At 69.6% G+C, this 17487-nt stretch carries 18 protein-coding genes; 9 read left to right on the plus strand and 9 right to left on the minus strand.

Annotated elements, in window-relative coordinates:
- Window positions 1-17 precede the first annotated feature (17 nt).
- Window positions 18-812: a FadR/GntR family transcriptional regulator gene (locus tag JI739_RS02815; RefSeq protein WP_201682314.1), complete on the minus strand. Its 795-nt coding sequence runs from the start codon at window positions 810-812 to the stop codon at window positions 18-20.
- A 94-nt stretch (window positions 813-906) separates the two neighbouring features.
- The gene (locus tag JI739_RS02820) at window positions 907-2103 is read right to left on the minus strand and encodes an NUDIX hydrolase (protein ID WP_201682315.1); all 1197 of its coding nucleotides are present in this window, start codon (window positions 2101-2103) and stop codon (window positions 907-909) included.
- A gap of 86 nt (window positions 2104-2189) precedes the next feature.
- On the opposite strand from JI739_RS02820, the gene JI739_RS02825 reads away from it, so the two are divergent.
- The 7 genes from JI739_RS02825 (at window position 2190) to JI739_RS02855 (ending at window position 10719) form a co-directional block, all read left to right on the plus strand.
- Window positions 2190-3437, plus strand: a complete 1248-nt coding sequence (locus JI739_RS02825) for a CaiB/BaiF CoA transferase family protein (protein WP_201682316.1) — start codon at window positions 2190-2192, stop codon at window positions 3435-3437.
- Window positions 3438-3533: 96 nt separating this feature from the next.
- Complete coding sequence (locus JI739_RS02830; RefSeq protein ID WP_201682317.1) at window positions 3534-4658, plus strand: hydroxymethylglutaryl-CoA lyase-like TIM-barrel protein; 1125 nt, start codon at window positions 3534-3536, stop codon at window positions 4656-4658.
- Window positions 4659-4672: 14 nt separating this feature from the next.
- Window positions 4673-5818 (plus strand): acyl-CoA dehydrogenase family protein, encoded by a 1146-nt coding sequence (locus JI739_RS02835; protein WP_201682318.1) that lies wholly within the window; start codon window positions 4673-4675, stop codon window positions 5816-5818.
- Window positions 5819-5834: 16 nt separating this feature from the next.
- On the plus strand, window positions 5835-6974 hold the full coding sequence (locus JI739_RS02840) for a CaiB/BaiF CoA transferase family protein (RefSeq protein ID WP_201683343.1): 1140 nt from the start codon (window positions 5835-5837) through the stop codon (window positions 6972-6974).
- Between the two features lie 42 nt (window positions 6975-7016).
- Window positions 7017-8021 carry a Bug family tripartite tricarboxylate transporter substrate binding protein gene (locus JI739_RS02845; protein ID WP_201682319.1) on the plus strand — a complete coding sequence of 335 codons (1005 nt, stop codon included), beginning with the start codon at window positions 7017-7019 and terminating at the stop codon, window positions 8019-8021.
- Between the two features lie 25 nt (window positions 8022-8046).
- Window positions 8047-9036, plus strand: coding sequence for a Bug family tripartite tricarboxylate transporter substrate binding protein (locus JI739_RS02850; protein ID WP_201682320.1), 990 nt, complete (start codon window positions 8047-8049; stop codon window positions 9034-9036).
- A gap of 6 nt (window positions 9037-9042) precedes the next feature.
- Window positions 9043-10719, plus strand: coding sequence for a thiamine pyrophosphate-binding protein (locus JI739_RS02855; protein ID WP_201682321.1), 1677 nt, complete (start codon window positions 9043-9045; stop codon window positions 10717-10719).
- A 19-nt stretch (window positions 10720-10738) separates the two neighbouring features.
- On the opposite strand, the gene JI739_RS02860 is transcribed toward JI739_RS02855, so the two are convergent.
- From JI739_RS02860 to JI739_RS02870, 3 genes are read right to left on the minus strand one after another with little or no spacing between them, the layout of a single operon-like run.
- Window positions 10739-11974 carry an aromatic ring-hydroxylating oxygenase subunit alpha gene (locus JI739_RS02860; protein ID WP_201682322.1) on the minus strand — a complete coding sequence of 412 codons (1236 nt, stop codon included), beginning with the start codon at window positions 11972-11974 and terminating at the stop codon, window positions 10739-10741.
- 6 nt (window positions 11975-11980) lie between these two features.
- Window positions 11981-12478 (minus strand): aromatic-ring-hydroxylating dioxygenase subunit beta, encoded by a 498-nt coding sequence (locus JI739_RS02865; RefSeq protein ID WP_201682323.1) that lies wholly within the window; start codon window positions 12476-12478, stop codon window positions 11981-11983.
- Window positions 12475-13698: an alpha-hydroxy acid oxidase gene (locus JI739_RS02870; protein ID WP_236589035.1), complete on the minus strand. Its 1224-nt coding sequence runs from the start codon at window positions 13696-13698 to the stop codon at window positions 12475-12477. Before JI739_RS02870 ends, JI739_RS02865 begins: the two co-directional genes overlap by 4 nt.
- A 137-nt stretch (window positions 13699-13835) precedes the next feature.
- Between JI739_RS02870 and JI739_RS02875 the strand changes: the two genes are divergently transcribed.
- Window positions 13836-14669: an IclR family transcriptional regulator gene (locus JI739_RS02875; protein ID WP_201682324.1), complete on the plus strand. Its 834-nt coding sequence runs from the start codon at window positions 13836-13838 to the stop codon at window positions 14667-14669.
- 44 nt (window positions 14670-14713) lie between these two features.
- Here the strand turns inward: JI739_RS02875 and JI739_RS02880 are convergent, their stop codons facing one another.
- Window positions 14714-14971 carry a hypothetical protein gene (locus JI739_RS02880; RefSeq protein ID WP_201682325.1) on the minus strand — a complete coding sequence of 86 codons (258 nt, stop codon included), beginning with the start codon at window positions 14969-14971 and terminating at the stop codon, window positions 14714-14716.
- Window positions 14972-15045: 74 nt separating this feature from the next.
- On the opposite strand from JI739_RS02880, the gene JI739_RS02885 reads away from it, so the two are divergent.
- Window positions 15046-15465 carry a VOC family protein gene (locus JI739_RS02885; RefSeq protein WP_201682326.1) on the plus strand — a complete coding sequence of 140 codons (420 nt, stop codon included), beginning with the start codon at window positions 15046-15048 and terminating at the stop codon, window positions 15463-15465.
- Between the two features lie 126 nt (window positions 15466-15591).
- Here JI739_RS02885 and JI739_RS02890 read toward each other — a convergent pair whose 3' ends face one another.
- From JI739_RS02890 to JI739_RS02900, 3 genes are all read right to left on the minus strand, one after another.
- On the minus strand, window positions 15592-16107 hold the full coding sequence (locus JI739_RS02890; protein WP_201682327.1) for a GFA family protein: 516 nt from the start codon (window positions 16105-16107) through the stop codon (window positions 15592-15594).
- Between the two features lie 130 nt (window positions 16108-16237).
- Window positions 16238-17011 carry a fatty acid desaturase gene (locus JI739_RS02895; protein ID WP_201682328.1) on the minus strand — a complete coding sequence of 258 codons (774 nt, stop codon included), beginning with the start codon at window positions 17009-17011 and terminating at the stop codon, window positions 16238-16240.
- On the minus strand, window positions 17008-17484 hold the full coding sequence (locus JI739_RS02900) for a sterol desaturase family protein (protein ID WP_201682329.1): 477 nt from the start codon (window positions 17482-17484) through the stop codon (window positions 17008-17010). The genes JI739_RS02895 and JI739_RS02900 overlap by 4 nt, the downstream gene beginning before the upstream one ends.
- Window positions 17485-17487: the final 3 nt, after the last annotated feature.

The raw sequence follows: 17487 nt of genomic DNA on the forward strand, positions 1-17487 counted from the left end.
CCGCCCGCCGCCCCGGCTTAGCGTGCCTGGGCGGCCGAGCGCTTCCGATCGCTGCTGGCCTGGCGCCGGACTTTCGACAAGGCGCGCGGACGGCCGGGCTCGCGGGTCAGCACGTCGATCGTCATGGGCCCCTCGTAGACGGCCAGCACCAGGTCGCGCATGTGCTCCAGGTGGCTCTTCCAGAAGCGTTCCACCTCCTCGACCCGGCCTGCGCGCATCATCTGCACGGCCTGCTCGCGGGTGCGCAGGCTTTCCTGGCGCAGGCGGTCGACACCGGCCTTCTCGCGCGTACGCTCGGTGACGTGTTCGTGCTGGCGTCGGATGATGTCGAAGAGCAGCGACGCGAGCAGGTGCAGCGTCTTGTTGCCGCAATGCCGGGTGATCAGGTTCGAGAACTCCGCGCTCAGGTCCGCATAGCGAATCAGGTCGGTGAGCGCCGCCTCGCGCGCCTGCGCGATGTTCGCTTCGAGTTCCTCCAGCACGGAGGGATCGCGCCGCGCGGCGAGCAGGCCTGCCGCCGGCGGCTCGATGACGGTGCGGGCGACCCACACATCCGGCAGCGTGGTGCCCTCCACCTGCAGGAACACGCCCACCTGCCGGGACACGGCGCTGAGGTCGAGGGTGCTCACGCGCGCCCCGCCGTGCTTGCCGCGGCTGATACTGATCAGCGACTCCGACTCGAGCAGGCGCAGGGCCTCGCGCATCGTCGGCCGCGAGATGGCGAACTCGGACTGCAGCACGCTTTCGGGCAGCAGCTTGTCACCAGGCTTGAGGCGGCCGGTGACGATCTGGCGACGCAGTTCGCCGGCCACGACTTCTGCTGCCTTGGGTCGCTTGGCCGGGACGGCGCAAGCTTTGGGGGAGCGCGTCGCGCGGGGGGTGGTGGAATCCATCGTTCAGGTTCGATCAGCGCAGGGGAAACAGAAAGCCATGTGACGGCGCCGCCCAGTCCGCGTCGACGGGACCGAGGCCGCCAGGGTCCTGCCCACCGGCGAAAAGCAATCGCTCTTGCTGCAGCAGCCAGCCGCCACCCACCGGCCGCAGCAGGCATTCGGGGCCGATCGGGATGTCCGATCGTGCCGAGTCCGTGTTGCCGGTGGCCAGCATTCTAGGCAGCCGGCCTGCGGTGGCTTCGAGCACCGGCGCCAGGTCAGCCGGCGGCGGTGGGTCGATGAGCGCCCAGCCATGCACCTCGTCGCCCACCAGATAGCCGTTGCCACCGGCATGCGTCAGGCGCTGCACGCGCGCGGACAGGCGCACCAGCGCGCCGGGCTGCAGCTCGCAGCAGGCATGGCCTTCGCCCAGCGGGTCCAGCAGCCCGACTTCAGCCCAGGCCGGATGGTCCGGCATCAACACGACGGGTCCCTGGGCATTCCGGCTTCGGCGGCGTTCGATTGTCTTCACCTCGCGCGGCGATTCGGCCCAGCGCAGGAGGTCTTCCACCCGATCGAAACCGGCCAGCAGCTTCAGCACGGCCTGGGTCGCCGCCAGGAGCTTGTGCGTGCCAGCCGATGACAGAAGCTCGGCCGGCGCGAACCAGCGATGCTCCAGCGTCTCGATGCCGTCGTGCGATGCCTGCTGCCCTGCGGGGAGCAGTGCCAGGAAGAAGCGGGTGTCGAAGCGCTTGGGCATCCCGGCCGGCGTCACCCAGTGGGCCACGTAGTGCAGGCGATCGGTGGCCAGGCTCAGGCGCTGCTCGTCGCAGAGCGAAGCCAGGTCGATGTCGCCGCGGCGCAGCCGCTCGCGCAGGAAAGCGAGCCCGTCGGGCGGGGGCATCTGCCCAGCCGCATCGGCCGCGAACAGGACACCGGCTTCCTCGAAGCACTCGCGGATGGCGGCGATGTAGAAGTCGATCCCTCCGCCCGGCAGGCCGAGCACGGCACTCGCGGCCGGGTCGCCAAGCCCAGCCACGCAGCGTTGGCATGCCGGGTCGCAGCGGTCGACGCGGCCGCCGGGGAACACCCAGGCACCGCTGTTCTGGTCGCCCTGCTCGGGGCGCAGCAGCATGAGCACTTCCAGCCCGGCCAGGCCTTGCCGCACCAGGACGAGGGTTGCGGCGGGGCGTGGCTGCTGCGGGCCACGTGGCGCTTCCGACGGACTCATGACGAGGGCACCTCCTGTGGACGGGTTTGCCTTGGCCGGCGCTCCCATGATCAAATGGTTAAACATTAAAGCACGTCCGCTGCCCCATGACATCCGCCCCGCATGCCCCTTCCCCCGCCCCCGTTGTTCCCGCCGCGCTCGACGGAATCCGTGCCATCGAGATCGGCACCTTCATCTCCGCGCCGTTCGCGGCCACGCTGCTGGCGGACTTCGGCGCCGAGGTGATCAAGCTCGAGCTGCCTGACATCGGCGACCCGATGCGCACGCTCGGTGAATACCCCCCCGGCGGCGACAGCAGCTACTGGTGGTCGGCCATGGGGCGCAACAAGCGCTCGGTCGCCCTGGACGTGCGAACGGACGAAGGCCGCGAGATCCTGGGTCGCCTGTTGGAGTCCGCGGACGTGCTGGTGGAGAACTTCCGGCCGGGCACGCTCGAGCGCTGGGGCATCACCATGGACTGGGTGCGGGCACGCAGGCCGGGCATCATCGTCGCGCGCATCAGCGGCTACGGGCAGGACGGCCCGTGGCGCGACGTGCCGGGCTTTGATCGCAATGCGCAGGCCTTCTCGGGGCTCGTGTACGTGACGGGCGAGCCGGACATGCCGCCCCAGCAGGCCGGCCTGCCGCTGTGCGATTTCAACGCCGGCCTGTGGGGCGCCTTCGGCATCGTCACCGCACTGCTGGGCCAGCTGCGCCAAAGGCGGGAGAGCGGCAACGAGATCGATCTCGCACTCTACGAGACCATGATCCCGTTCCTGAAGGACATGCCGCAGCGCTTCCGCCACCAGGGCCGCGTCACTGAGCGAACCGGCAACACGCCGGACTACGTGGCGCCGGGCGGCGCCTATCGGACGGGCAGCGGCGAGTGGATCTTCATCAGCGGCACCGGTGACCGCGTGTTCGAGCGCTTGATCACGGCTGTCGGCCGGCCGGACCTGGCGGCCGCGGAACAGTTTCGCCAGAACAAGGGCCGGGTCACGCACCGCCCTGTTCTGGACGCCGCCATCAACGAATGGCTGGCCGCGCGCAGCACCGACGAGGCGATCGCGCAGCTGCAGGCGGCCGACGTGCCGGCCGTGAAGATCCAGAGCATCAGGGACGTCATGACCCACCCGCAGGTCATCGCCCGCGGCAACTTCATCGACGTGCCCCAGCCCGAGGGTGGGCAAGTCTGCATGCCCGCGCCCCTGCCCCGGATGGCCGACATGCCCCCGCAGGTGCGATGGCCCGGCGAGCACCTGGGCCAGTCCACGCGCCGCGTGCTGCGCGATGAGCTCGGGCTGGACGATGCCGAGCTCGCCCGCCTGGCGCGCGAAGGTGTGATCGGCGCCTGATAAGCCACGCCAACCCTGCACCGGCCGCGGTTTTTTAAATAGTTGCCTATTTACGCGAGGCGCTGAATAATAGTCAGACATTAACGAATCGACTGCATGGACTGGCCGACCGTCATCTACAGCGAAGAGATCGTGCGCGAGGGCTTCGGCATCGCCGACCCGAAGATCCCGCTGTCGGCGCGCGTCGAACTCATCGAGGCCCTTTCCGCGACCGGCCTGAAGCGCATCTCGCTGGGCGCCTTCGTCAGCCCGCGCTACGTGCCGCAGATGGCCTGCTTCAAGGAACTGCTGCGCTCCTTCCGCCCCACCCCCGGAGTGAGTTACCTCACCTTCGCGCACACGCCCAAGGCCCGAAGCATCGCCGCCGAGTTCTCGCCGCCGCTGACCCTCGAGGACGAGTGGTGCTCGCTCGCCATCGACATTTGCGACGTGCACCAGCGCCGCAACGTGAACCGGTCGATCGAGCAGGCCATGCAGGCGTGGCCGGAGGCGGTCGAGGACGCGCGCTCGCGCGGCATCACGCAGGCTCGCGTGGCCATCTACTCGGCCTGGGGCTCCAACTTCCTCGGCAAGTTCAGCCGCGATTACCGCCTGTCCATGCTGGCGCGCCAGATCGACCTGTTGCAGGCCGCCGGCTTGCAGGTGGCCGAGATCGGCCTGCACGATTCGCAGAGCTTCTGCCTGCCGCACGAGATGGAGCAGGACCTGCGCGCGATCAAGCGCCAATGGCCCGCCGTGAAGCAGTTCCACCTGCACATGCATGACGCCCGCGGGATGGCGCTGCCTTCGCTGTACGCGGCCCTGCGGACGCTGGAGCCCAGCGACACGCTGCTGATCGACGGCACCCTCGGCGGCCTGGGCGGGGGGCAGTACTGCGGCAACGGCATCGCCTCCGGCATGGTCGCTACCGAGGACCTGCTGCACATGCTCGAGGGCATGGGCATCCCCACCGGGGTCGACCTCGACAAGCTGATCGAGTGCGTCTGGATGGTCGAGCGCATGCTGGGCGTCCCCGCCTTCGGCCACGTCGCCAAGGCCGGGCCGCGGCCCGGACCGGGGCAAACCTACGACCCCAACCTGCCCGCCGTGGAGAGCCTGCAAGGTGCCCGCCACTTCAAGCTGGGTCCCGCCGCCTACGAAGGCGAGGCCTATTCCCCCTGGAAAGCCCCCATCACCGGACCGTGGTTCCACGTGCCGCAGGGGCAGACCTCCAAGCCGTGAAAGAAAGCGCAACCATGGACTTCGCCTTCTCAGACAACCAGATCATGATCCGCGACTCGGTGCGCGACTTCGCAGAAAAGGAACTGCTGCCGAAGTACCAATACTGGGATCGCACCGGCGAGTGGCTGACGCCCGAGTACATCCAGAAGATCGTGGACATGGGCCTGCTGCGACTGCGCCTGCCCGAGAAATACGGCGGCGAGGGCTACTCCTTCGTCGACTGCGGCATCGTGTGCGAAGAGATCGGCCGGGCCGACCACCAGATCCGCTACATCATCTCCAACGCGATCCACCTCGGTGAGATGGCCTCCTCGCTGCATCCCGAGCTGCAGGAGGAATGGATCCCCCGCATCGCCAACGGCGAGATGATGTCGCTGGCCTTCACCGAGCCGCGCGGCGGCGCCGATGCCGGCAACATCGTCACCCGCGCCAAGCGCGACGGCGATCACTGGGTGCTCAATGGCGAGAAGACCAGCATCACCTTCACCGGCGTGTCCAAGGTGGTGTTCGTCTCCGCCCGCACCGGCGGCCCGGGGCCGCGTGGCCTGTCGTTCTTCTGCGTGCCGACCGACACGCCCGGCCTGTCCACCACCAATTTCGAGCGCATGGGCCAGAAGCTCGACCGGGGCGGCAGCATGTTCTTCGACAACGTGCGCATTCCCGCGCGCAACATGGTTGGCAAGGAGAACGAGGGCTTCATCTGGGCCATGACCATCATCGGCTACAACCGCAACTTCGTGCCGCTGGCCTGCATCGGCGCAGCGCAGAAATCGCTCGAGGAGACCATGGACTACCTCAAGCAGCGGCAGATCATGGGCAAGTCCGCCAGCCAGTGGCAAGGCGTGGCACAGGAGCTTGCCATCTGCGCCACGCAGCTCGAGGCCGCCCGCATGCTCTGCTACAAGGCCCTGTCGCTCAAGGACAAGGGCCTGCGCCACGACGCCGAATCGTCCATGGCCAAGTGGTGGGGCGTGAAAGTGGCCAACGAGGTGCTCTACACCTGCATGCGCCTGAACGGCCACTATGGCTGGGCCAAGGACCTGCCGCACGAGCAGCGACTGCGTGACTGCCTGGGCATGGAATCCGCGGACGGTCCGCGCGAGGTGCACCTGGGCATCATCGCGCGCGACATCCTCGGCAGGGAGTACGCCCCGTTCTGAACGCGAGGCCATTCGCGTGGGCCCCCTCAAGGATCTGAAGGTCGTCGAGCTGGCGGGCATCGGCCCCGGCCCGATGGCCGCCATGCTGCTGGCCGACCTGGGGGCCACGGTCCTGCGGATCGACCGCAAGGAGCCCGCCGGCCTCGGCGTGCCGCGACCGCAGAAGTACGACCTGCTGCTGCGCAACCGCCGTTCGCTGCCGCTGGACCTCAAGCAGCCCGAGGCCGTGCGCCTGGTGCTGGATTTGGTGGCCACCTCCGACGTGCTGATCGAAGGCTTCCGCCCGGGCGTCGCCGAGCGGCTGGGGCTGGGACCACAGGACTGCCACGCGCGCAACCCGAGGCTGGTGTACGGACGCATCACCGGCTGGGGCCAGGACGGCCCCATGGCGCAGGCGGTGGGACACGACCTGAACTACATCGCGCTGACCGGCGCGCTGCACGCCATCGGCCGCGCCGGGCAGCCTCCCACGCCGCCGATCAACCTGGTCGGTGATTTCGCCGGCGGCACGCTGTACCTGCTGGTCGGCATCCTCGCCGCCTTGCACGAGTCGCGGCGGTCCGGCCAGGGGCAGGTGATCGACGCGGCCATGGTCGACGGCGTGGCCAACCTCATGACGCAGCCGCACGGCACCTTCGCCGCGGGAATGATGACCAACGAGCGCGGCACCAACGCCACGGACTCGGGCGCGCCGTTCTACGACGTCTACGAATGCGCCGACGGCAGGTGGATCTCGCTGGCTCCGGTGGAGGCCCGGTTCTATGCCGCGTGCCTGCGCGTGCTGGACCTGGAAGACCTGCTCCCCGACCAGTGGACGCGCGAGCGCTGGCCCGCGGCCAAGGAGCGCATCGCGGCGCGCGTGCGCACCCGCACCCAGGCCGAGTGGTGCGAGCGGTTCGCCGGGGTCGAGGCCTGCTTCGCGCCCGTGCTCACCCTCGACGAAGCGCCGCAGCACCCGCACCTGAAGGCGCGCGGCACCTACGCGGACATCGACGGCGTCACGCAGCCGATGCCGGCGCCGCGATTCAGCCGCACACCCGCGCCGACGCCCCGGCCGTTCCGACCCTGGGACCCCGCGCAGGCCGCAGACATCCTTGGCCCCTGGCTGGACAGGGCCGCCATCGACCGGGCCCGGGGGGCCGGTCTCATCGACTGACGAGAAGAAGCCATCCAGCGCATCACTTCAACAGGAGACGACATGAGAGACCCCGCTTTCCGCATCCGCCGCACCCTGCTTCGCGCAGGCGCGGCAGCCAGCGCCCTGTGCGCGTTCGGCGCGGCCCTGCCCGCGCACGCGCAATCCGATTTTCCGAACCGCCCGATCCGCATCGTGGTGCCCTACTCCGCCGGCACCGGCAGCGACGCCCTGGCGCGCACGGTGGCGCAGGGCATCACCGACAAGACCGGCAAGGCGGTGATCGTGGAAAACCGCGAGGGCGGCGGCAGCCTGATCGGCACCCTGGCCGTGGCGAAGGCGCCGCCGGACGGGTACACCCTGCTCATCGCGGCCAATCCGATGGTGATCGTCCCGGCCGCGCAGTCGCAGCCGCAGTACAACCCGACGCGCGATTTCGTGCCGGTCGCCAAGGTCGGCGTCATCCCCCTGGTGCTGGCGAGCTCGCCCAGCCTGGGCTTCAAGTCGGTGCAGGACCTGATCACGCATGCCAAGGCCAACCCCGGCAAGCTGAACTACGGGTCCTCCGGGGCGGGCACCAGCAGCCAGCAGGAGATGGAGGTGTTCAAGCAGGCCGTCGGCATCGATGTCCCGGAGGTTCCGTACAAGAGCACCGCCCAGGCGATGACCGACCTGATCGGCGGCAACCTGCAACTGTTCCCGGTGGTGGTGCCGCTGGTCTCGGCGCACGTGCAGTCGGGCCGTGCGACCGCCCTGGCGGTGCTGGACACGCGCCGCTCCCCGCTGATGCCGGACGTTCCCGCGGTCACCGAGCAGGTGAACGTGCCCGGCTACGTGCCCACGCCCGTGTGGTACGGCTTCGTGGTGCCGGCCGGCACGCCGGCGGCGGTGGTGAACGCGCTCAACGGGATGATCAACGCGGCCATGGATACCCCCGAGGCCAAGTCGCGCCTGGTGGCCCTCGGGGCGCAGCGCATCACGGTCACCAACGAGCAGTTCGCCAACGACCTCAAGACCGAGTTCGACAAGGCGACCGCCCTGGCCAAGCGGCTGGGCACGTTCAAGTAACGCGACTCGAGAAAGGGACCCTGCCGTGAACTCCCCAACCCGCCTCATGCTCACGCGCCGCGCCATGGTCGTGGCCACAGTCGCTTCCCCCTTCGGCGCCCCTGCGCTGGCGCAGGCGCCGACCTATCCGGCCAAGCCGATCCGGGTCATCGTGAACTCGGCCCCGGGTGGCCTCACCGACGTCGTCGCGCGCCTGCTCGGCGCGAAGATGTCCACCGCGCTGGGTCAGCCGCTGGTGGTCGAGAACCGCCCGGGCGGCGCCGGACTGGTGGGCGCCGAGGCGGTGGCCAAGGCCGAACCCGACGGCTACACGGTCGGCGTGCTGGCCAGTGCCATCACGGTGGCCCCGCTGCTGGTGTCCGGCACCAGCTTCGATCCGCGCAAGGACCTCGCACCCGTGTCCCTGCTGGTCACCACGCCCATGCTGCTGGTCACCAACGTGAACTCGCCCTACCGCAGCGTGGCGCAGGTGGTCTCCGACGCCAAGGGGCACCCGGGACAGATCGCCGTCGCCTCCGGGGGCAACGCCACCATGACGCACCTGGTGGCCGAGCAGTTTCAGGTGGAAGCCGGGTTGAACCTGGTGCACGTGCCCTACAAGGGTGGCGGCCCCGCGCTCAACGACGTCCTCGCGGGCCAGGTGCCCATCTACTTCGACACCCTGAGCACCAGCACCAAGCTGGTCCAGGACGGTCGGCTGCGCGCCCTGGCGATCGTCGCACCGGAGCGCTCGCCGGCGCTGCCCGACGTGCCGACGATGGCCGAGGCCGGCTACCCGGGCGTGCAGGGCCGGGCCTGGTTCGCGCTGGTCGCGCCGGCGGGCACGCCGCCAGCCGTCCTCTCCCGGCTGAACGACGAAGCCAACAAGGCCCTGGCGGCGCCCGACGTGCGCGAGCGCATGACCGCGCTGGGCGGCACGGTGGAAGGCGGCCCGCCCAAGGTGCTGTCGGACCTGATCCAGAGCGAGGTGCCGCGCTGGGCGCGCCTGGTGAAGGACCGCAACATCAGGATGTGACCCATCGTGACCCAGACGCGCCTTCCCACCTACGAAGCCCTCGCCCTGCAGTTGAAGCGCCTCGGCGTGGAATGCGTGTTCGGCCTCATGAGCGACGAGACCGCCACGCTGATCGCGGCGATCGACGGCGTCGGCATCCGCTTCGTCAGTTCCAGGCACGAGAACCAGGCGGTGGCCATGGCCGAGGGCTATGCCAGCGCCAGCGGCCGACTCGGCGTGGCATTGATCGGCCGCGGCCCGGCCACCGCGAACGCCTTGCACGGCATCGTCTATGCGCGCAAGGCGGGCTCGCGCGTGCTGCTGATGGTGGGTGCGCCGCCCGAGGCGTCACCCGCTCCCAACGGGCTGGGCCCGGACAACAAGGCGCTGGATGCGGTGGCCGTGCTGCGCGCCTCGGGCGTGCGGCACATCACGATGCACGACGGCGACACGGCGCCCCGGACCCTGGTCCAGGCCGCCACGGCAGCTAACCACGGCCTGGTGGCGCTGCTGCTGCCGATGGACGTGCTCGCCGGCCAGACCCCGGCCGGCGCCCTGCGCGAGCCAGCCGCGGCCCCCGCGCAGCGCCAGGCGCCCGTGCCCCGCGAAGGCTCCATCGACGCGGCCGCGGCCCTGCTTGAGAAGGCCAGGCGCCCGCTGATCCTGGCCGGCTGGGGCGCGCACCGGGCAGGCGCGCGCGAGGCGATCATCCGGCTGGCCGACCAGCTCGGGGCGGCGCTCGCCACCACGATGAAGGCCAAGGACCTGTTCCGCGGCCACCCGTTCGACTGCGGCGTGGTCGGTTCCTTCTCGCATGCGGCCGGGCGGCGGCTGATCGAACAGGCGGACTGCATCCTCGTCTTCGGGGCCGGCCTGAACCAGCGCACCAGCAGCCAGGGGACATCGCTGCCGTCGCAGGCTCCGCTGATCCAGGTGGACACCGCGCGCGAGGCGCTGGGCCGCTGGCTGCATTGCGACGTGGCGATCGTGGGGGACGCCAGGCTGGCCGCCGAGCGCCTGCTGCAGGCCCTGCCAGCGCGCGGCGACGAGGACCGGCCGCTGCGATCGCAGGCCTTCGCCCGCCTGCTGGCCGACCATCGTCCCGAACAGGAGTTCGAGCCCCGGCACACGCCGCGCACGCTCGATCCACGCAGCGTGGGCATCGAACTCGACCGCCTGCTTCCGGAAGACCGCAACCTCGTCTATGACGCCGGCAACTTCCTCCAGTGCGCCGCCTACCTCCACGTGCCGGGCCCCGCGCACATCAAGCAGGCCAGCGATTTCTCGTCCATCGGCATGGGCTTCGGTACGGCGCTCGGCTTCGCCTGCGGCGACCCCGGCCGCCTCACCGCGCTGCTGATCGGCGACGGCGCCTTCCTGATGACGATGGGCGAACTGGAGACCACGGCCCGCGAAGGCATCCCGCTGGTGGTGATCGTGATGAACGACTGCGCCTACGGCGCGGAGATGCACGTGCTGCGGCTGCGCGACATGCCCGTCGCCACCACCCAGTTCCCCGACGTGGACTACGCGCACGTGGCCGCGGGCTTCGGCTTCCAGACGGCGACCGTGCGAACGCTGCAGGAGCTGCGCGCGCTCGGGCCGCTGCTGGCTTGCCCGGAAGGGCCGGTGCTGGTGGACTGCAAGATCAATGGCGCGGTGGCCGCTGGGTTCCTGGAGGAGACGGCGCCGGCGAAGGGCTGATCCCGCCCTTCAACGGTTGCTACAGACCCAGGCGCTCCCGGTAGTACTGGTAGAACGCCCGCAGGCCCACTTCGGTGGCCATGGTCACCTGCGGTTCGACACCCTGCCCGCCCATCTCCAGCACCGCCTGCGACTCGGGGTAGCCCTCGACCTGCCGCTGCAGCTGCTTGAGCAGTTCACTGTCGTCGATCGATACGAAACCCGAGGGCCCCAGCAGGTTCGCCTGCTTGAGCCGGATGCGCTGCATGCGCTCGTCATCGTCGGCGTAGCCGAAGTAGGTCCAGTCCACCTCGGTCTCGCGCACGCCCTTGGGAACGATCACGCGCACGGCCAGCACGTTCGCGTGCTGCTGGATGAAAGCCCCCGGGAACAGCTGCATGGCCGTCATCTCACCGTCGCCGTACTCATCGGCGAACTGCACCGTCTCCATGTCGTTGAGCCGGATGTCCTTGAACCGCTTGAGTTCGCGGGTGAGGCTGCCATCCCCCTTGCGTTCGCCGGGCGCGGCCACGTTCACCGAGTGCATGCCGCCTTGCTGCGGTGACGTCGCGTGTCGCGAGTCGGCCCGGTACAGCCCGAAGGTGATGAAGAAGGTGTGGAGCAAGGTCCCGTGGTAGGGATCGCGATTGTTCTCGTAGTACAGCTTCCAGTTGCAGGGAATCAGCTGCCGCGACTGGCCCAGCAGCCGCAACGGCCGCCCCGGCATCAGCCGGGTCAGGCGCTGCATGGCCAGGGGCCCGCAATAGTCCTCGAAGGCGGGCACCCGGTCGCTGAAGCTGGCCCAGATCGAGCCGCCGACACGCGCCACCCGCAGCTTGCGCAGGTCGTGCTCTTTCATCGCGAAGTCCGCGGGCATGCCGCCCTCGCCCTGCACGCCCCGGGCCAGTGACACGCCGCGGCAACCGCCCTTCAGGTCGAAGGCCCACTGGTGGTAGGGACAGGTCAGCGTCCGGGCCTGGCCGCGGTTCTTCCACACGATGGCGCCACCCCGATGCGAGCAGCGGTTCTCCACCACGTGGATGCCATCGCCATCGCGCGTGACGATCACCTGGCGGTCTGCGATCCAGGTGCGCTTGAACGTCCCGGGCTCCGGCACCTCGGCCTCCAGCCCGACGAAGCTCCAGCTGTCGCCGGCGAAGAACTCATCGAGTTCGCGGCGGTAGATGGCCGGGTCGCTGTAGATCCATGCCGGCACGCGCGTGATGCCGGCGGACGGCCAGCGGCGTGCGGAAGTCGTTTCGGTGGTGGGGTTCATGCGGCCTCAGACGGGGAACACGAGGGAGTTGTAGATGCGGAAGTTGTCGTAGACGCAGCGCCGCTCGCGGAACTTCAGGCCTTCGGGCGTGCGCTGGAGCGCGTCCTGGTATTGGCCCACCAGCAGCACGCGAGGGTCGTCGTCGCTGGTGCACTCGATCACCAGGAAATTGCAGCGCGCACGCATCGCGCCGTCCGCCGCGGCGGTGACGCGCAGGCCGTGCAGGAAGTGGCGCAGAAAGCGGGGCTCGTGGACCATGCACTCGCGGGTCGCGATCGCGCGGTCCTGCACCATGCCCAGGCCATCGCAGTGGATGGTGGCGTGCGTCAGGCCCGCGTCGTGGTTCTCGCGCGAGATCACCTGGTACAGCGCATCAGCCGTGAAGTAGCCGGGCCATCGGTCGATGTCCTGCTCGTCGAGCGTATCGGCATAGTCTTCGTAGAGTTGCCGGACCTCCTGCAGGAGGTCGCTGGAGATGCGCGCAGGGGCGTCGGGTGCGGTCATGGGCGGTCGTCCGAAAAAAGAAGGCTGCGGTCCAGCGCGGCGATGCCGGGCGCACCCGCGAACGCGAGCACCCGGTCGAATTCCTCGCGCAGGATGTCCAGTGCCTGCGCCGCGCCGGGCTCTCCGCCCGCCGCAAGGCCCCAGAGGGGCGCGCGGCCCACCAGCACGCCCTTGGCACCAAGTGCCAGTGCCTTGGCGATGTCGCCGCCACGGTTGAAGCCGCCGTCGACGAACACGTCGAACTCCCTGCCCACCTGGTCGACGATGCGCGGCAGGACCTGCATGGGCGCAACCGAGCTGTCGAGGTTGCGGCCACCGTGGTTCGACACCACCACCGCGTCCACCCCGCATTCACGCGCCTTGCATGCATCGTCGGCGCGCAGGATGCCCTTGACCAGCAGGGGCCCCTTCCAGCGGCGCCGCAGATCCTTCAGGTCGTCCCAGCTCAGCGAGTCGCACTTCGGCGGCGTGTGGAACCGGTCCAGCCGCTGGCGCAGGCTGGCGGGATAGTTCTCCAGGCTCGGAACCCCCGAACGCAGCATGTAGCGCGCGAACACGGTGAGGAACCAGCGCGGGTGCAGCGCCACGTCCAGCGCGTTGCGGCGGCTGATCCGCATGGGAAGCGAGAAGCCGTTGCGCTTGTTGTACTCGCGGTTGGGCGCGGCCGGCGTGTCCAGGGTGACCACCAGCGCCTCGTAGTTGCACTGGCGCGCACGCTCCACGAGCTCCAGCGACAGCTGCCGTTCCGGCCACATGTACAGCTGGAACCACAGGCGCCCGCCCGCCTCCGCGGCCACCCGCTCCATCGAGACGATGGAGGCGGTCGAGAGGATGAAGGGAATGCCGGCGGATCGGGCGGCCCGGGCCAGCGCGATCTCGCCGTCGAACCAGAGCAGGCCCGCGGCGCCGGTGGGCGCGATCGCCATCGGCATGGAGCTTGGGCGGCCGAAGAAGTCGGTGGCCGTGCTGCGGCTGGAGACGTCCACCAGCACGCGCGGCTGGAATTTCACCTGGTCGATGGCGGCGCGCATCGCGTGCAGCGCCACCTCGTCCTCGGTGCCGCGGTCCACGTACTCGAACAGCCCGCGCGGCAGCACGCGACGCGCCCGCGCGCGCAGGTCCGCGATGCTGTAGGCGGGCAGCACAGCCCGACGGCCCGGCCTCACGCCGGGGGACGGCTCGGCCGCGGCAGCCGGCATCGGGACCGTAGGCTCTTGCAATGGTTGTCTCCTCGGGGCACGCGCGAATCGACCACCCCCTGGGCACTCTAGGCGGCGCTCGGGAAGGACGGGCTCATCGGGCACGCCAGGGTTCCGAAATGTGGAACGGCGCCGCGGCGGCGGCACAATCCGTCGCGATGGGCACCAGGCAGCGCGAGAACACGGGTGGGACGCAGAGCATCGAGCGGGCGCTGGCCCTGCTGCGGGCACTGGCCACGCGCGGGCGCTTCGGCTGGACGCTGAGCGAGCTGGCTGCTGCCGCGGGTTTGAAGAAGACCACCGCGCACCGGATCCTCGGCCGGCTGGAGCAGGAACGGCTGATCCACCGCCGCGATGGCGGGGACCGCTATGTCCTCGGTCCCGGGCTGGGCGAGCTGTCCTTGTGTGTGCCGGGCTTCCACGAGTTCGTGTCGCGCGCTCGCGCGCACGGCGCATCGCTGGGCCGCAAGCTCTCGCTGGTCACCATCGTCTCGCTGCGCAGCGGCGACCATTTCGTGCTCGCGGCCAGGACGGCGTCGGCGCACATGGCCACCCACATCCACGAGGAGGGTTCCTATCGTCCGCTCATCAGCACGGCAGGCGGCATCGCCATCCTGATCACGCTGCCGGCGGCCCTGCAAGACCGCATCATCGGCGCCAACGTCCGCGAGCTCGCCTTGCGCGGCAGGACCCAGTTGGCCCATTGCCATTCGATGTTGAAGCGGTCGCGCACCCTGGGCGTGGGAGCGAACTTCGGCGACATGGCGGCGGGAACCAACGCCGTCGCGGTGCCTTTCGGCGACACGCCCGAGGGTGCCATCGGTTCCCTCACCGTCGCCGGGCCCGAGAGCCAGCTCGACCAGGCGCGCTGCCTCGCCCTCGTGCCCTTGCTGCGTGAACAGGCCCAGCCGCTCACGCAGCTCGCGCGGCAGGTGTACGGCGGCTCAAGTCACATTGCCGCGTCTCTGACAGCAGCTTCACCGCTGCGTTGAAGGGGGCTGGAGGAAAGGGAGCTTTGAACACCCGGCGGGAATCGCTAGCGGAAGATTCCGACCGCCAGCTCGGCCCACACCACGGCCAGCGCAAGGACGATCGCCGCCGATGCCCATACCCGGTGTCTTCGGCGTTCGAACCGCCTGTTGACCCGCACGATGCCGCAACCGGCGCTGAACAAGAGTGCGCCTGCGGCCAGGAAGTCGCCCACGCTCCACGACACCTCACGGGTGAACTGCATCGCCACCAGGGGGATGAGCAGCAGCAATCCCGTCGTGCCCGCGACGCGAACGAGCGACATGCTCAGCGAGTGTTTGTGCATCACGGCTTGGCGTCGGCTTGTACAGCCAGTTGAGATCTGCGATCGTACGTTCGATGGACGTCCGCATCTGCATCGACGTTGATGACCTGGAGCGCGGCATCACGTTCTACACCCAGGGGCTTGGCCTGCGGGTCGGACGGCGGTTCGATTCCGAGTGGGTCGAACTGATCGGCGGCTCCAGTCCCATCGATCTGCTGGTGAACGCTGGCGGCACGGCACCTCTCGGGCCGCCACACACGCAACGCCGGACTTACGCGCGCCACTGGACACCGGTGCACCTCGACTTCGTGGTGCAAGGCATCGATGAGTTCGCCAAACGGCTGGTGGCGCTTGGCGCCACGCTGGAGCGGCCGATGGCCCACTACAGCTGGGGCCTGATGGCGAGCATGGCCGATCCGTTCGGCCACGGCCTCGACCTGCTCGAGTTAAGCGGCCGCGGCTATGACGAACTCATGCACGCGAAAGCGGCATGACCGCGGCTGATTGGCCGAGCGTGCCGACTGCACATGCCATCGCCCCTCCAGATGGTGCCGCATCGCGTCGGCTCGGCAATGGGTCCGGCATCGCACGTCGGCACTGGCTTCGGCTGCGGTCTCGGCTCACGCCCCGCTCGCCCCCTCGTCCGGCGGAGCCTGCAATCCTTTCTCCTCGTGCCACTGGGCCAGGGAGAGGCTGGGATATTCATCGAACCGCGGGTCGCCCGCCTGGCCTTCCACGCTCACCCACGCCGGCTTCGAGCCCAGCATGATGTGCACATTGCCGGGCGCCGCTGGGAGCGGCGTGTCGATCGCACTCGCATGCGGATGCACCAGGTCCGGCCATCTCGGGTCCCATACCCACAGGGCGCTGCCGCACCTGGAACAGAAGTAGCGCCGCGCATCGCTCACCCGCACCTCGCCACCGCCTTCGACCGGCAGCCGCGCCTGGTAGATGCCCAGGTAGCGCTTGCCGGTCACCTTCATGCTGTGGGTGGCCGCACCGAGATTGATCGCGTATCCGCCCGCCCCTGCCGTCTTGCGGCAGATCGAGCAGTAGCACCTCATGAACGGGACGGGCTCCGCCGATTCGACGCTGAACTTCACCTTGCCGCAGTGGCATGAGCCTTCCAGGTGCATGGGACTTCCTCCGAATCGTGGACACGCGAGGATGCCAGACGCACGCTCCACCGGTTGCAGTTGAGGCACTTGACGCACCTGAAGGAGCGCATCCTGCCGCCGCTGTCGGTCAAGGCTTTGCGCGCCCTGTTCAGCCCGCGCCCCCGCCGTGGACATGGCGGACCGCCGGCAGCCGCCACCACGGCACGTGCGGACAGGCATGGTGCTCGCGATGCAATCCGAAGTGGAAGCACGCCAGCAGTGAGGCCAGCCACGGCAGGTCGAGCGAACGCGCACGGCCGTGGTCCACGAATTCCTTGGCGGGATCGTGGCCGTGGCGATGCCGGTGCGGCAGCCAGGTCCCGACGATGAACAGCTGCAGCGCCGACAGCACCGCCGGCAGACCCCACATCAGCGCCAGGTTCAAGGGAGCCGCGCCGAGCAGCAGGTAGACCCCGAGCACGGCCGTCACGCGGGCGAACTCCCGCCAGCCGAAGTAGCCACCGAAAAAGCGCAGCAGCCAGGGCGCGAACGCATGCGGCCTTTCGGCATGGAAGTCCGGGTCGGCCGCCGTGCCCGGAAATTGGTGGTGGCGGCGGTGGCCATCACGCAGCCGCTCGTACGAGAAGCCCGCGTACAGCGCCACGCACACGCGGCCGATGGCCGTGGCGAGCCGCGGCCAGCCCGGCGCCAGCGAACGGTGCATCGCGTCGTGGGCCACGATGAACAGGCCCACGCTCAGCCAGGTCTGCAGGGCGACGGCCCCCGGCAGCACCCACAACCAAGATCCCTGCAGCGGCAACCAGAAGACACCGGCCACGTGCAGGAACAGCCAGGCGGCGACCACCGCCACGGCCAGCACCAGCCCGACGACATCCTGCGAGCGGGGCGGCGCAGCGCGTGCGCCCGGCGATGGCGAGCTCATGGCGAGCGGCGACGTTCCCGCAGCCGGGCGACCAGCAGCCGGGGGTCGGCCACGATGAGGAAGCCGAACGACAAGGCGCCGTCACGGGTGCGCACCGCGTGGTGAAGCCGATGCGCCTGCACCAGTCGGCGCAGGTAGCCCGCACGTGGCGACCAGCGCCACGGCCAACGCTGGTGCACCAGGCCGTCGTGCACCAGCCAGTACGCCATGCCGTAGGCGGTAACCCCCACCGCCGCGGCCTGCAGCAGGGGCGACTGCAACGCCCCGGCGGCCAGGAACAGGCCCACGGCCAGCATGGCGCCGATCACGGAAAACCCGTCGTTGGCCTCCAGCAGGCCGCGCCGTGGCTCATGGTGGCTGCGATGCCAGCGCCAACCCCAGCCATGCATGACATGGCGATGCGCGACCCAGGCCAGGCCTTCCATCGCGAAGAAGGCGAGCATCGCCACCAGCAACCACAACAGAACGTGCATGCG

It is taken from the genome of Ramlibacter aurantiacus, from assembly GCF_016722895.1.
Taxonomy (GTDB): domain Bacteria; phylum Pseudomonadota; class Gammaproteobacteria; order Burkholderiales; family Burkholderiaceae_C; genus Ramlibacter; species Ramlibacter aurantiacus.